General features: G+C 42.7%; 13 protein-coding genes, 1 tRNA gene and 2 pseudogenes. 9 read left to right on the forward strand and 7 right to left on the reverse strand.

Annotation, left to right across the window (positions count from 1 at the left end):
- The first annotated feature begins 725 nt into the window (after window positions 1-725).
- Window positions 726-890, forward strand: coding sequence for a hypothetical protein (locus tag LYNGBM3L_RS44620; protein ID WP_008190277.1), 165 nt, complete (start codon window positions 726-728; stop codon window positions 888-890).
- 198 nt (window positions 891-1,088) lie between these two features.
- On the opposite strand, the gene LYNGBM3L_RS44625 is transcribed toward LYNGBM3L_RS44620, so the two are convergent.
- From LYNGBM3L_RS44625 to LYNGBM3L_RS48035, 4 genes are all read right to left on the reverse strand, one after another.
- Entirely contained in the window at window positions 1,089-1,235 is a 147-nt protein-coding gene (locus LYNGBM3L_RS44625; RefSeq protein WP_008190279.1) for a hypothetical protein, read from the reverse strand.
- A 34-nt stretch (window positions 1,236-1,269) separates the two neighbouring features.
- Entirely contained in the window at window positions 1,270-1,530 is a 261-nt protein-coding gene (locus LYNGBM3L_RS30005; protein WP_008190281.1) for a hypothetical protein, read from the reverse strand.
- 391 nt (window positions 1,531-1,921) lie between these two features.
- Window positions 1,922-3,685 carry a carotenoid oxygenase family protein gene (locus LYNGBM3L_RS30010; protein WP_008190283.1) on the reverse strand — a complete coding sequence of 588 codons (1,764 nt, stop codon included), beginning with the start codon at window positions 3,683-3,685 and terminating at the stop codon, window positions 1,922-1,924.
- A gap of 409 nt (window positions 3,686-4,094) precedes the next feature.
- Window positions 4,095-4,265 (reverse strand): hypothetical protein, encoded by a 171-nt coding sequence (locus LYNGBM3L_RS48035; RefSeq protein ID WP_008190285.1) that lies wholly within the window; start codon window positions 4,263-4,265, stop codon window positions 4,095-4,097.
- Between the two features lie 1,033 nt (window positions 4,266-5,298).
- Between LYNGBM3L_RS48035 and LYNGBM3L_RS30020 the strand changes: the two genes are divergently transcribed.
- The 6 genes from LYNGBM3L_RS30020 to LYNGBM3L_RS30045 all read left to right on the forward strand — a co-directional run bounded on the left by LYNGBM3L_RS30020 (window position 5,299) and on the right by LYNGBM3L_RS30045 (window position 10,513).
- Entirely contained in the window at window positions 5,299-5,553 is a 255-nt protein-coding gene (locus tag LYNGBM3L_RS30020) for a hypothetical protein (protein WP_008190286.1), read from the forward strand.
- A gap of 544 nt (window positions 5,554-6,097) precedes the next feature.
- On the forward strand, window positions 6,098-6,304 hold the full coding sequence (locus LYNGBM3L_RS30025; RefSeq protein ID WP_008190289.1) for a hypothetical protein: 207 nt from the start codon (window positions 6,098-6,100) through the stop codon (window positions 6,302-6,304).
- A gap of 217 nt (window positions 6,305-6,521) precedes the next feature.
- On the forward strand, window positions 6,522-7,523 hold the full coding sequence (locus tag LYNGBM3L_RS30030; RefSeq protein ID WP_008190292.1) for an ABC transporter ATP-binding protein: 1,002 nt from the start codon (window positions 6,522-6,524) through the stop codon (window positions 7,521-7,523).
- A gap of 243 nt (window positions 7,524-7,766) precedes the next feature.
- Complete coding sequence (locus LYNGBM3L_RS30035) at window positions 7,767-8,555, forward strand: ABC transporter permease (RefSeq protein ID WP_044495341.1); 789 nt, start codon at window positions 7,767-7,769, stop codon at window positions 8,553-8,555.
- Between the two features lie 596 nt (window positions 8,556-9,151).
- Entirely contained in the window at window positions 9,152-10,009 is an 858-nt protein-coding gene (locus tag LYNGBM3L_RS30040; RefSeq protein ID WP_131826881.1) for a hypothetical protein, read from the forward strand.
- 433 nt (window positions 10,010-10,442) lie between these two features.
- Window positions 10,443-10,513 (forward strand) — tRNA-Gly (locus tag LYNGBM3L_RS30045).
- A gap of 219 nt (window positions 10,514-10,732) precedes the next feature.
- On the opposite strand, the gene LYNGBM3L_RS30050 is transcribed toward LYNGBM3L_RS30045, so the two are convergent.
- The 3 genes and pseudogenes from LYNGBM3L_RS30050 to LYNGBM3L_RS30060 form a co-directional block, all read right to left on the reverse strand.
- A complete protein-coding gene (locus LYNGBM3L_RS30050) occupies window positions 10,733-11,056 on the reverse strand; it encodes an antibiotic biosynthesis monooxygenase (RefSeq protein WP_008190297.1) in 324 nt (107 codons plus the stop codon).
- 1,236 nt (window positions 11,057-12,292) lie between these two features.
- Window positions 12,293-12,766, reverse strand: a complete 474-nt coding sequence (locus LYNGBM3L_RS30055; RefSeq protein ID WP_008190303.1) for a pentapeptide repeat-containing protein — start codon at window positions 12,764-12,766, stop codon at window positions 12,293-12,295.
- Window positions 12,767-12,964: 198 nt separating this feature from the next.
- Window positions 12,965-13,222: pseudogene (locus LYNGBM3L_RS30060) on the reverse strand (alcohol dehydrogenase catalytic domain-containing protein); the annotation flags it as partial.
- A 243-nt stretch (window positions 13,223-13,465) separates the two neighbouring features.
- On the opposite strand from LYNGBM3L_RS30060, the gene LYNGBM3L_RS44630 reads away from it, so the two are divergent.
- Together LYNGBM3L_RS44630 and LYNGBM3L_RS45285 are read left to right on the forward strand one after the other, a co-directional pair.
- Entirely contained in the window at window positions 13,466-13,672 is a 207-nt protein-coding gene (locus tag LYNGBM3L_RS44630) for a hypothetical protein (protein WP_154659967.1), read from the forward strand.
- A gap of 165 nt (window positions 13,673-13,837) precedes the next feature.
- Window positions 13,838-14,020 (forward strand): annotated as a pseudogene (locus LYNGBM3L_RS45285) (hypothetical protein); the annotation flags it as partial.

A 14,020-nucleotide genomic window follows, 5' to 3' on the forward strand; every position in this document is an offset into this window, starting at 1 on the left:
CACGGTATCTCGGCTTGCTCCCGATACTTTACAATACCTCTACAATACCTCTTCTGTCAAACTAACTGATCACAGGCCCTTCGCTTCCGGAATAATTGCCCTAGTAGCACTGACAAACAGCGGTTTCTAAGGTTTTCCAATTTTTGATCAATTTCCTGTTCATTCTCCTGTACAAACTGAGTTATTGAGTGGTTGCTTGGAGTCTTTTGAGGTTTTTATCAACTCTTTTTATCAACTCCAAGAATACATATTTAGTTTTAACAAACGGTAGAAATTATTCCGCCGTACTAATAAAGTAATAAAAAATACATATATTTAGGAAATAGGGCTAGGGATTTTCCCACGGATATCTGCCTGACACTAGACAAATCAAACCTACCGAAAGCAGGGTAAAATCTTTATTATGCCTAGGAAAAGTGCCCCGGTAGCTGCACCAAGTAAGGGGGATTATTAGTAGCTGATCCTTAGGGTGAAATCTCAGTGATTTTACTTAAATTTTTTAGTATATAAATATACTTAATATTAAATGGTGGAATTTATACTTTCTTAAGATTTTTACTATAATTAATAAAATTTAAAATTTATAAAAAATTAATTAATCTTTTTTTATATTTATTCAACGTTTGTGATAATTATTTTAGTGAATGTGTTACCAATGATCAGATTATGCTATACTAATACAAATAAGACTTTGGAAACCATTTGTCAATTACCCAATCGGGAATATGCCTCTATTAATTAATGATAAAAAGAGGGGCAAGAGGGAACCTCATAAAGGTAGGTTTTTGGTAAGCATTCAGCCGTCAGCCGTCAGCCGTCAGCCGTTCGCGAACGGCTTATTTTATTCAAAAGCACCGATTGCGCTACTTGAGGTGCTGCGCCAACAGTAGCATGGCCATAGGCCAAGGGCTTTTCCCCAGACTTTCAATTCTGTAAAATATCGAACTATTAAATTCTCCCAAATGAGATTTATTTGAAGCATTAGGCTGAGAGCTGAAAGCTGACAGCTGAATGCTGACGCTTAAATGTATATACACTTATTTAAATAAATAAAAAAGAGGGGCTTGTGATCAGGAGTCTGTTGCCAATTATGCGATGGAAACCGTTTCAGTCAAGCGCTCCAATAGATTGTGCCACGGACCGACACCCAGCTTCTCAATCACCTCTGTTTGAGCTTGTTCCCAGAGGGGAATAGCTTGGGTCAGGTTTTCCTGGCCTTTTGCCGTTAGTGCCACCAATCGTGTCCGCCGATCCTCTCCAGGAGTGATCTCAATCAGTCCCTGCTTTTCTAAGGGCCATTTTTAGACTAATGCTCTCTTTCGGAGGACCACTGATTCGTTTCGCTTCAGTAGTGTCTAGGTCAGATTTACCCTGTGCAGACAAATCCGCTCCTGCTGTCCGGGGCGTAAGCGATCGCGTCATCGTCTCGGGATTGTACTGGAAAAGAATCACACTAGCTAGGGGGTTAGCAGGGTCTAGAGCGACTATTGCTCCTCTCAACCAACGAGGGGAAAGGGGAGATGTAGCCATGAAATCCTTGTGGTTAATAAACTGCTGTTCTCAAGTCTGTTTGAATACTTATTATTGAGCTAACTCATCAATTGTTAATTGTTAATTGTTAATTGTCAATGGTCAAAGTCAATATAGCAAGGGAGCAGGGAGTAGGGAGTAGGGAGTAGGGAATAGGGAGCAGGATATGTAAGCATTCAGCATTCAGCCATCAGCCTTCCGTAACTCAGATTAAAGTTTCGCGTAGCGTGGCCATAGGCCAAAGCTTACCTGTTTTATTCAAAAGCATTTAAAGTAGCGTGGCACAGGCTTCGACGCTGGGACTTAACCCATAAGCTGATAGCTGATACGCGACGCGCTGATAGCTTACCTCCCGACTGCCGACTCCCTACTCCCTATTCCCTTTACTATATTACTTTCTCTTAAAAATATCCTTGCGTTGGTTGAATAAAAATTCCCAAGGAACTACCATTATACTCCGTAAATCGGATTCTAGTCTATTCACTTTGTAGGTACGTGGAGCAGGAGTCACCTCCTCAAAATAGTCTGAATGTAAGCTGAAGCCAAAAGTTACCTTGTCTGGGAGACGAATTTTAGCAATTGGTCCATTGCTGATATTATCAGCAGTAAATAGCCAAGCCTCCAAGCTATCTGGGGTCAACACAGTAGTTAAAAGATACCCTTGGTTTTGGGGAATGAATTGAATACTATTTAAAATACTTCCTACAGGATACACATAAAAATCAAGCAATCCCTTGCCTAAATCACACACATGGGTGTCAGGGTTTTGTTCCTGTTCTTGTTTGATCTGCTCAGTCAGTTCTTGCCAATTCGTGTCTAGAGGAATTTTAGCGAGAACTGAAGGTAAGTCCTGTTGAGGAAGTTGATCATCCCTTAGAACTCTGTTTTTACTATCCCGAAAACTAAGATATTGACGACGACAGATAAACTGTTGGTAATATCCAGCATAAACTTGATAGAGAGCAGAGTATCCCTTTTCCGCCAAGAATTCTCGTGGATCAGCAGTGAAGAGGGTTGTGGTAAACCATCCTGGATGGACAAAGGTTTCTTCACTAATCACTTGAGTATCTTGGATCACCACTTTGCGCAAAACGCCAGGATCGAAACCAAACATCCAAGGGATACCATAATAGTCTTTATCATACTTCTCACCACTAAAGTGTTTCACATCATCCGGTCGCAAGGCTTCAGTGAGGCTAATTGTTGCTTGCTGGATCCCAACTAAATGGATATTGCCATCGATATGATGATAGTTACATAAGAAGTGATAGCTATCCCCATCAAACGTGACTAAACGGGATGGAACAGTTTCCTGGTCTGGTTTGAGTTCATCACGATCAACGATATAAATCTGTGTTTTTGGATAAGCTTTCAGAGGCGGAATCTTGACTCCTAATAGCATTGCCAATCCCATTTGGAATGGCATATCTGGAATCATAATACATTTTTCAGTTACTATCGCTGAATGAGGACTCCCCTCCAGAACTGTTCCTTCTAATTCCCAGTGTTTTAAGGTTCCTTCCCCATCCCAGGTTGTAATATAAACAGCACTGATCATATCAGTGAATAAATCCCCTGGATTGGGTTTAGATTTTAACTCACAAGTAATCAGTTGTTTGGTTTTAGGGTCAACTAATGGGTGGGCTGTATTGGCTACCATTGGGAAGAATGATAGGGGAACAGAAACCACATGTTCGTCAAAATACCCGATTGGGGTTATAGTATCAAGGGTGACTGGATCGACTTCCCAATAACGTCCTGCATCCGCCGTCAATATCAGCCTGCCGTTCATATTGACAATGGCTGTGTTAGCAATTTCTGACACCCCTAACGGACTGATGACTGCGGGAAAAAATCCTTTTGATAAATTGTATATGGGGAGGATCTTATGCCAAACACTATCCCAGGTTTTTAGTCTTTTACTGTAAACCTTGATTTTGCCATTATCACTCTTGAGATCCCATTTAATAATTACCCCTTCACCGGCAAATAGATGACGCTCTTTCTCTCGGTGATAAGGAGCAACAATAAAAACATAACCGGATAAATTTTCTGGCCAACTCCCCTCAATTACTGGGGCATCAAACTCTCCCAGTGTTGAGCGGCTAAAGTTTTTGACATTGACCTTGGATGTAGAACTTGATTGGGCTACCATCTTTTTTTACTTAGTCAATAATTTTAGTAAGCCGTAAGCTTTCAGCAGTCAGCTATCACTCAGTTTTTTAGGTTGAGGGATTAACGGCTGGATGCTTAGGATTTTCATATCTTATTTTATTAAAGAGTAAACTAGTCTCTTAAGTGTAATAATCGGAATTTTCTTAATAAAAATTTATAAAATTCATTGGGGTAAGACCCATCAGTCGCGAAGGGTGTAATGGGTCTTACACTGAACACTAGTCTCGGTGTAACTGTCCGCCAAAACTAGTTTATAGCAGGGTTTAGACTAGGTTTTTTTCAAGGCAATGATGATACTGTATTGTCGGACAACTGCCAGAAAGTGGTCGAGAAAAGAGGTAATATCTTCCTCGGTTTTAGCTGATTTGTCCGACTTACTCCTAGATTTGTCATTGCGCCATACCTCTATAAATAGCCTGAGCAATTTCCTTACCCATATCTGTAGGATTGTGGGTTTTAGTTAAGTTTAAATTCACTGGTACAGTGGGAATTTTGGTACTATCTTGCCAATTTAGAGGTAGTCCCTTCACCTTAAGCAAACGGGATAATTCTGCTTCCACCGCTGCTTGTAAGCGTACCCGTTCTAGTCGATTCAGGTCAATTCCTTCGTAAGCATTCAGCCGTCAGCTATCAGCTTTCAGCTGTCAGCTTTCAGCTTATCGGCTACGCGCATATGCTTACAAAATCTCGAACTATTAAATTCTCCCGTTTGAGGTTGATCTTAAGCTGACGGCTGACAGCTGACGGCACCTCAAGTAGCGTACGCGTAGCGCATATGCTTACCTTAAATTATACCAAAAGAAGTTTACAAAAGAGGTTTATTTTAAGCTGAAGGCTGACAGCTGACAGCTGTTCGCATAGCGTGAGCTAAAAGCTCACGGCTGAATACTTACATTCCTTCTATGCTTAGCTCTGGGATTTTAATGGTAATGTTCATATTAAGGAAAGGGAGTAGGGAGTAGGGAGTAGGGAAAGGCAAGAGGCAAGAGGCAAGAGGCAAGAGTTAATCAACTATAGAGGGATTTTGGGTTATGTAAAAAAAACGGTAATCAATAAATACTAGATATAACTATCCAAAATTATCTAATTTTAATTATTTGCTGACCCTAATCTCAGCACTTTTGCTATCCTTACTTATCCTAACTCTGTCAAATAACTCTGTCAAGCGGAGCTATAACTGTAGACTTATTTATCAAAAATAATTACCGTTTTTTCCCTTACCGAAAATCCCGATTCCCGATTCCCGATTCCCGATTCCCGATTCCCGATTCTATGTTACCTCAAATTAGCATTTAACAAAATTAATGATTAAATTATATGTAAGCATTCAGCCGTCAGCCGTTGGCCTTTGGCCACGCTACTTGAGGTGCCGTCAGCCGTCAGCCGTTGGCCTATTGAATGCTGAATGCTGAATGCTGAATGCTGAATGCTGAATGCTGAATGCTGAATGCTGAATGCTGAATGCTGAATGCTAAATGCTAAATGCTGAAGGCTGAATGCTTACAATTATATTAAAATATATGTAAGAATTTGCACAAAGTTTATTTTTATGTTTAAATAATTAATGAACACTAACGTCCTAATTTTAAGGCGATGTACACCAATTTCATTGTTTCACCTTTTCCGAATCAATCTAGTGAAATAATTCTCCCAGCTTCTCATGGGTTTTATCCCTACCAAGAACCAATTAAACATACCTTGACTGGTTCTAAGCGGGCGATTTATATCACAATCAGGAATTTGCAGACTCTGGGCTATGCCACAGTCAGCGAGTGGAGTCCACTCCAACGGACCTACAATCCTGGGGAATACATTTGTATTTTGCAGCGCAATCTGATTCTAGATTAAACTTATAACGTAGCTGGGGGGTCTTCCCCCCAGGTGCGACAGTTAAGACTAGTTTATTGGTTTTGTACTATGCCTTGTTATGAGGGGTCAGAGCCACAGAGGGGTTTAGCCTAAATTCCTCGTAAACTAGAATTAATCAGTAGATGCTACATCGCCTTAAATTGCTTTACGTTTGTAGTCATTGCCTTGAATTGGTTTACGTTTGTAGTCGTGGAAGTATTTTCCACGGCTATTTTTTTTGGTCTTGACTGGTAAGCTATCAGCGCGTCGCGTATCAGCTATCAGGTATCAGCTTTCAGCTTTCAGCTTTCAGCTTTCAGCTTTCAGTTATCAGTTATCAGGATTCAGCTAATGCGCTACAGATGGTGCTACTTGAGGTGCTTTTGAATCAAACAGGTAACCATTTTTTTAATATGAGTTACGTCTGCATTAGGCTGACCGCTGACCGCTGACCGCTGACCGCTGATAGCTTACTGGTCTTGACTGTGGAAGCTGGTGTGGATAGTGTGGAATGTATTCTGGTGAAGGTGAGCATAGGTCAAGCATGGGTGAATGGCAGGAAAATAATTCACGGCATCTGAGTGCGGCAATGTTCTGCTTGCGATCGCGTTTGCAAGAATTAGCTCAAGAATTAGCTGGAGATGAGTCGGTAGGCCCAGAAGCGATTAGCCAAGGGGAAGCTGCCATGGCAGAAGCTGAAGCCAATCATCCCCGACATCATCTCAAGCTGGGTATCTTTGATAAGATATAGCTTTTGTGTCTGGGTTGTGAAGATACTCTCAAAGGCAACAGGCAAGAGGCAAGAGGCAAGAGAGCCTCAGTTTTATTCTCCAATCAAAAAAGACCATGCAGGTTTACATCATCTGCTTAGCAGATGATGTAACAAGAAAAATTCGACAACCTTAACCCTACTCCCTACTCCCTACTCCCTACTCCCTACTCCCTACTCCCTACTCCCTGTGTCCTTCATGTCTATTGTTATTGTCGAAAACCTCAGCAAAATCTACCCAGTAGCAATCAAACAACCAGGACTAAAAGGTACCTTAAACCATTTCTTCCGCCGTACCTACCGTTCAGTCAAAGCTGTCCAAGACGTTTCCTTTGAAATTGGCTTTGGAGAAGTGGTCGGATTCTTAGGGCCTAATGGTGCTGGCAAAACCACTACTCTCAAGATGCTCACTGGACTGATTCATCCGTCTAAGGGTCGAGTCAGAGTTGTGGATTACATTCCCAAACGACGTCAACCAGGCTTTTTGAAAAAAATTACCCTAGTTATGGGGCAGAAGCAACAGTTGCTTTGGGACTTACCAGCCCTAGATTCCTTGAGAATCAATGCCGCTGTCTATGGTATTTCTGATACTGACTATAAGTATCGAGTTGGGGAACTTACTGAGATGCTCTCCCTAGAAGGGAAACTCACTCAGCCAGTAAGAAAACTCTCCCTAGGAGAGCGCATGAAAGCGGAACTACTAGCAGCACTGCTACACCAACCCCAAGTTCTATTTTTAGATGAACCTACCTTAGGATTAGATGTCAATGCTCAACTGGCCGTGCGGGATTTCTTGCGGGAGTACAACCAACGCACAGGAGCAACAATACTCTTAACCAGTCACTACATGGCCGATATCACTGCTCTTTGCCAACGGGTGCTACTAATCCATGAAGGTCGGCTGATTTATGATGGCTCTCTAGACGGATTACTTGACCGCTTTGCTCCCTATCGTGAGATCACGGTAGAACTTGCCCAGCCCTTACCTGAGGTAAAGAATGGCCAGGAAATGTCTTTACAGCGCTATGGTGAACTCAAAGAAATAGATGGTCACCACGTGCGTTTCCTAGTGCGTCGGGAAGTGCTTACCGAGACTGTGGCTCGGATTCTCGCTGAGCTGGAGGTGATAGATTTAAGCGTAACTGACCCTCCCATTGAAGAAGTTATTGGTCGTGTTTTCCAGGCAGGAGTAGTAGAGTGAACTTTGCTGCAAAGGTTAGCTGGTTAAAGGTTGTCGGTCATAATGCAGAATTAAGAATTAAAAATTAAGAATTAAAAATTAAGAATTTAGAAGGCAGAATTAAGAATTAAAAATTAATAATGTAGCCTTAATAATGCAGCCTTAATAATTAATAATTTAGACTGTAAAATTTAGATTTTTTTGATTGGAAGTTCCCGATTCCCGATTCCCGATTCCCGATTCCCTACTCCCTACTTAAAATAAATGAAGCGCGTCCTAAGAATCGTTAAAACCTTCCTGAGTGTTTATTACGCCCATATGATGGAATATCGGGCAGAAATATTTTTTTGGGTACTGTCGAATCTGTTACCTCTGATTCTAATGGGGATTTGGATCAAGGCATCCCAAGAAGCAGAATTTGGTCTGAATTCTACAGAATTTGCCCGTTACTTTATCTCAGTGTTTTTTATCCGCCAGTTCAACTTGGTATGGGTTATTTTTGAATTTCAAGAACAAGTGTTGCAAGGGAAACTTTCCCCACGATTACTACAGCCAATTGATCCAGTGTGGCATCACGTAGCCGCTCACTTAGCAGAACGATTTATCCGTATGCCGTTTAACCTAGGGCTAATCGGTTTGTTTTTTATGCTGTATCCCCAAGCAGCTTGGCTACCGAATCTTGGCAATTTGTTACTCGGTTGCCTGGTGGTAGCAATGAGCTTTGCCCTACGCTTTTTGATGCAGTATACCTTTGCCATGTTCGCCTTTTGGACAGAACGAGCTAGTGCTATTGAAGAATTATCATTTTTGCTCTACTTATTTCTTTCTGGGTTAATTGCTCCGTTGGAAGTCTTTCCTCCTTTGGTACGGCAAATTGCCCAGTGGACACCCTTCCCTTATTTGATGCACTTCCCAGCAGCACTATTTATTGGTTTACCAGTGAATGTGGTGGGGGGAATCTTGATAATTCTAGGTTGGAGTTTGGTATTTTTCCTAGTCAACCGCTGGTTATGGCGTAAGGGGTTAAAGCATTATTCTGGGATGGGAGCTTGATCTTATCTTGCATTCAGCCGTCAGCCGTCAGCCCTCAGCCCTCAGCCCTCAGCTAAAAGCACCGATTGCGCTACGCGCACGCTGCGCGAACAGTAGCGTGCGCTATGGGCATAAACTGTTCGGTTTAGCGTGGCCACAGGCCCAAAGCTGATAGCTGATAGCTGATAGCTGATGCTTATATTGCATTTCTCAATCAACGCTCTAGCTAGGAATGACCCTAAAACATTGGCGTTGCTGAATTAAGGAATGAATGTGCGATAATTTGGTTGTCTTAAAGCCCCCGTGGGTCCCCCAATTCTGGGGGACTTGTCTTGATGCAATAGCGAGTGGGGGAAACCACGGCAATAGCGAGTGGGGGGAACCCCCAAGACCGCGCTGCCTCCCCAAGACCGCGCTGCATCGCTTCATAGTTTTGTTCCCCCACCGGTGCGCTTTCCGTCGGCGAATTAAATTCGCCACGGGTCGCACCGCAGAATTGGGGGGCTAGGGGGGCAAAACCATACGCATAATCAGCAACGCCAAAACATTTGCCCCCAAATAATCCCCCTAATTTACCTGAACCACCTCACTGCCACCGGCCAATGCTATGGTTGGCAATGGTTTTGGCATCTATTGTCATTCATCTATGCTTCTTGTGGATACTGTATATGCTCTTGATGGGGCGCTTCGAGAGTTCGCAACCCAGTCAGGATTTGATTGCCATAGATCTGATTGATATCATTCCGGAAGACATAGCTGAGCAAGAGACATCACCAGAAGACCGATCAACAGCTCTAATCCATCAAAGCACTGATTTAGCTCTCACCAGTCCTAGGTCAGAGGGGAATCTTAATCACCAAACTCTCTCTAACTCTACCATTGATAGCACTGAGCCTGACTTAGATCCAACACCAACAGAGGAAAGCTTACCAGTTAAAGACCTAACACTGCCAACAGATTATCAATTAACTATACCTGTACCCGCACCTGAACCAACAACTCCGATCACTCCTGTTAAGCCTATTCCAGTAATCCAAACCCCCCTACCTTCACCCTTACCTCTGCCACCACCGATTCAGCCACCGGCTTCCAGCATCCCGGAAGAGTCGGCATCAAAAGATAGCTTTCTGGCTAAGATGAGTAACTTTGGTCTGACTAATCCGAATCACGATATTCCAGACCAATTGGCTCTACCGCTACCAGCTAACCAAACGGAATTTTCCGCTCAGGAGCTGAATTTGACAGGTATTGATTTATCGGAAGAGTTAGTGTTGAAGGTGGTGGTGTTAATTTATGCAAATGGTAAACCGGAACTGCTACCGGACTATATTCAAGTGCGGCAAGGCAATATTAGTATTGAGCAGGCTCAGCAACTGGCACAGCAAGTGATTCGCGATTGGCTGTTTGCCCCCACTTACATGGCAGGTCAGGCAGTTGTGCAAGCTTATCGCTTCCAACTGACCATTAGTCATTAGTAGACTTCGTGGCAGTTGTCGGGAACAGGCAAGAGGAACCCACCCCTAACCCCTCCCAGGAGGGGAAGGCAAGAGGCAAGAGTTCAGATTTTTGATGTGACAGCTCCCACACTGACTCTTTGAGTTCAGTGTGGGCTTCCCAGCCAATCCAGCTATTGCTTAGGAGGCGCTGGGCTTTAAGAACGGACTGCCCTGCCGCTCTGTTTTCTTGGTCTTTTGTTTAATAATGTTTGACCAACTTCCCAGCATTTTCGGCTTTGAAAGTCAGTATTTCCAGTATAACACATCGATTGGTCTAAAGTGAAAGACTCTGTGCAAAATTCATCCCACACTCATGCTGCGCATGTTCGTTGTGGGGCTTCTTTTGCCGGAAGCTAAAAAATGTGGCACTTTGATTTTCTTATGTTATGATGCTAGAAGTGCTGGAAACAGTGCGGATGTAGTTTAGTGGTAAAACCTCAGCCTTCCAAGCTGATGATGGGGGTTCGATTCCCCCCATCCGCTCTTGAGATATTATTTGTATATATTTTGTTGAATGCGATCGCACTGGACAGGTGGTGCGTTACGGGGCTGGCTATGTCAACCCTGGCAACGAGGCAAAAAATCAGAGGCTTTCCGCCCCTAACGCACCCTACGGCTAATGCGATCTAAATTCTAAATTCTTCATTCTAAATTCTTCATTCTAAATTCTTCATTCTCAATTCTCAATTCTCAATTCTCCAGCTAATTGGGAGGCTGGATTTCACTGCAAACTTCGTAGAACGATGTGGTGGGAGCTTTGGTAAACAAGTGAGACATTTGGTTTAAGATTGCCTCATAGGCTTCACTTTGATGATCTTCCATGTCTGCTATGCTTTCCCAAAAGATCACAGCAATGCCTCTATCGGTTCCCGGTTCTTGCAGTAGGTAAGCGCCTTTGAACCCTTGGATATAGGTAGATACAGCTTTCTCGTAAAGATCCTGAGCTTCTTGAAATTTGCCTGGCTTGAATTCACCAATGGCAACATAAGCATATTTGTGCTTAAGAAAATCTAGAAATTCGGTCAACTTTCCCTCCCTTGGGATTTTTTGGGTTAGTTCCCAATCATAACAACTAATGGTTGAGCTGCACAGATACCAATAGAGTTAGTAGGGTGGGCAAAGTTGTCTAATCATTAATACTGATTTCAACCAAAATGCTTTTGGCCACCCTACCTTGACAGTAGGGTGGCCAAAGTTGTCTAATCATTAATACTGATTTGAACCAAAATGTTTTTGCCCACCCTACCTTGACAGTAGGGTGGCCAAAGTTGTCTAATCATTAATACTGATTTGAACCAAAATGTTTTTGCCCACCCTACCTTGACAGTAGGGTGGCCAAAGTTGTCTAATCATTAATACTGATTTGAACCAAAATGCTTTTGCCCACCCTACCACCTACCACCTTGACAGTAGGGTGGCCAAAGTTGTCTAATCATTAATACTGATTTGAACCAAAATGCTTTTGCCCACCCTACCACCTTGACAGTAGGGTGGCCAAAGTTGTCTAATTATTAATACTGATTTGAACCAAAATGCTTTTGCCCACCCTACCACCTACCACCTTGACAGTAGGGTGGCCAAAGTTGTCTAATCATTAATACTGATTTGAACCAAAATGTTTTTGCCCACCCTACCTTGACAGTAGGGTGGCCAAAGTTGTCTAATCATTAATACTGATTTGAACCAAAATGTTTTTGCCCACCCTACCACCTACCAACTTGACAGTAGGGTGGCCAAAGTTGTCTAATCATTAATACTGATTTGAACCAAAATGTTTTTGCCCACCCTACCACCTTGACAGTAGGGTGGCCAAAGTTGTCTAATCATTAATACTGATTTGAACCAAAATGTTTTTGCCCACCCTACCTTGACAGTAGGGTGGCCAAAGTTGTCTAATCATTAATACTGATTTGAACCAAAATGTTTTTGCCCACCCTACCACCTACCAACTTGACAGTAGGGTGGCCAAAGTTGTCTAATCATTAATACTGATTTCAACCAAAATGTTTTTGCCCACCCTACCTTGACAGTAGGGTGGGCAAAGTTGTCTAATCATTAATACTGATTTCAACCAAAATGTTTTTGCCCACCCTACCACCTACCAACTTGACAGTAGGGTGGGCAAAGTTGTCTAATCATTAATACTGATTTGAACCAAAATGTTTTTGCCCACCCTACCACCTTGACAGTAGGGTGGGCAAAGTTGTCTAATCATTAATACTGATTTCAACCAAAATGTTTTTGCCCACCCTACCTTGACAGTCAAGAATCTACTCTACACTCGACATTGAAATTGAATTCCTCGGCACTACCACCAATGCCAATGCCAGTTTCAAATATCTCGGCATTAGTTAAGGTAACTTTGTTCATGACAGCTCCAGACACATCGGTGTCGTAAAGCTTGGCCGCTGTCAAATTCACTTGGTTGAGATTAGCACAGTTTAAACTAGCGTTGGTGACAAAGGCTTGGGTTAAGTTAGCCCCGTTTAAGTTGGCACCAGTCAGGTCAGCACCTTCTAGGTTGGCTTCAATTAAGATTGCTCCTTGCAGGTTAGCATTCCTCAAATCAGCCCCAAGTAGATGTGCACCCGATAGATCCGCTCCTTTTAAATTACACCCTGGACATTCACCAGTTGAAAGCAACTGTTGCACCTGGTCTGGGTTTTCAGCTACGGCTGAACCGGTGAAGAACAGAGAAGCGACTAAAGTTAGCGTTGCCAAAATATTGAATTTCATTTTTGGCCTCCCTAGAAGTTAAATCATCAGGATGTATTTGTTCATCCCAATTTCATTATAACCGATTAGTGGTGCGGGATTATAATGATGATTTGTTAAGGTTAGTTATGGAATTAATCCTTAAATTGCTGAGTTTGTTAAGAAAAGACACACAATTGTGAAAGTTAAGGGATTATGGTGCTAAGAGATTAAGCGATCGCCTAGTCCCACTCTTTGTCCAACTTGGAGCGTGGTCACGTTCTCTCCCAATGCGGCCACGGTACCAACGACCTCGTGACCTGGTACAAAGGGATACTGAGTTAGTCCCCACTCGTTATCCAACATACTCACGTCCCTGTGGCAAATACCACAGTATTCCACATTGATTTCTACTTCCTCTTCCCCCAAAACCCCTGGGTCGTATTCAGAAGGCTTCAGTTCTCCACCAGGTTCGTGGGCTGCGTAGGCTCGAATCATTGTTTGAATTTATGGTGTGAATTTATGTCTTCATTTATAGCAGTTTTAATTTGGGTGACGGAGTCGGGAGTAGGGAGTCGGGAGTCGGGAGTCGGGAGTCGGGAACAGGGAAAATTTAATAGGAATGCACTGCATTAATACAGGCAATAAAATTTAAATAATACTGTATATTATAACTTTTAAAAAAGCTAATTAAAGCTAATTTTTCATAATCTAAAAAACGTTTACAGCGGTTTTTAGATTATGAGGTACACAGAATTTTTTTCCGATTCCCGATTCCCGATTCCCGATTCCCGATTCCCGATTCCCGATTCCCGATTCCCGATTCCCGATTCCCGATTCCCGATTCCCGATTCCCGATTCCCGATTCCCCATTCCCCATTCCCCATTCCCGATTCCCGATTCCCGATTCCCTGCTCCCTGCTCCCTGTTATTGTGAATTTTCAGTAAAGTCTTTGTAAAGAATTTGTAAATTAATCCAACTGCAATATATTTCCTGGAATAATCAGCTTGTAGGGTGGGCAAAAATAGTTTGATTGTTTTAAGTACTCACGAAATCATAACTTTGCCCACCCTACTGAAATAATCAGAAAACTCGATAGCTGATTGATTAAAATGAAACCTCCGATTTCCCGACTGGTGCCAGCAACTAGCGTTTTGCTGTATTCTCTAGTGGCTGCAACTACGGCATTAGGGCAAATCACCCCAGATAATACCCTAGGGAATGAAAGCTCTGTGGTAACCCCCAATGTGACTGTTAACGGTGCCCTGGCAGATTTAATTGAAGGTGGCGCGATT

This window comes from Moorena producens 3L (assembly GCF_000211815.1).
GTDB classification, from domain to species: Bacteria; Cyanobacteriota; Cyanobacteriia; order Cyanobacteriales; family Coleofasciculaceae; genus Moorena; species Moorena producens.

Excerpts from the sequence above, each read along its gene's own strand:
- LYNGBM3L_RS44620 (WP_008190277.1), top strand. The coding sequence starts at position 726 with ATGCCTCTATTAATTAATGATAAAAAGAGGGGCAAGAGGGAACCTCAT.
- LYNGBM3L_RS30005 (WP_008190281.1), bottom strand. The coding sequence starts at position 1,530 with ATGGCTACATCTCCCCTTTCCCCTCGTTGGTTGAGAGGAGCAATAGTC.
- LYNGBM3L_RS30010 (WP_008190283.1), bottom strand. The coding sequence starts at position 3,685 with ATGGTAGCCCAATCAAGTTCTACATCCAAGGTCAATGTCAAAAACTTT.
- LYNGBM3L_RS30020 (WP_008190286.1), top strand. The coding sequence starts at position 5,299 with ATGTACACCAATTTCATTGTTTCACCTTTTCCGAATCAATCTAGTGAA.
- LYNGBM3L_RS30025 (WP_008190289.1), top strand. The coding sequence starts at position 6,098 with ATGGGTGAATGGCAGGAAAATAATTCACGGCATCTGAGTGCGGCAATG.
- LYNGBM3L_RS30030 (WP_008190292.1), top strand. The coding sequence starts at position 6,522 with ATGTCTATTGTTATTGTCGAAAACCTCAGCAAAATCTACCCAGTAGCA.
- LYNGBM3L_RS30035 (WP_044495341.1), top strand. The coding sequence starts at position 7,767 with ATGAAGCGCGTCCTAAGAATCGTTAAAACCTTCCTGAGTGTTTATTAC.
- LYNGBM3L_RS30040 (WP_131826881.1), top strand. The coding sequence starts at position 9,152 with ATGGTTTTGGCATCTATTGTCATTCATCTATGCTTCTTGTGGATACTG.
- LYNGBM3L_RS30055 (WP_008190303.1), bottom strand. The coding sequence starts at position 12,766 with ATGAAATTCAATATTTTGGCAACGCTAACTTTAGTCGCTTCTCTGTTC.
- LYNGBM3L_RS44630 (WP_154659967.1), top strand. The coding sequence starts at position 13,466 with ATGAGGTACACAGAATTTTTTTCCGATTCCCGATTCCCGATTCCCGAT.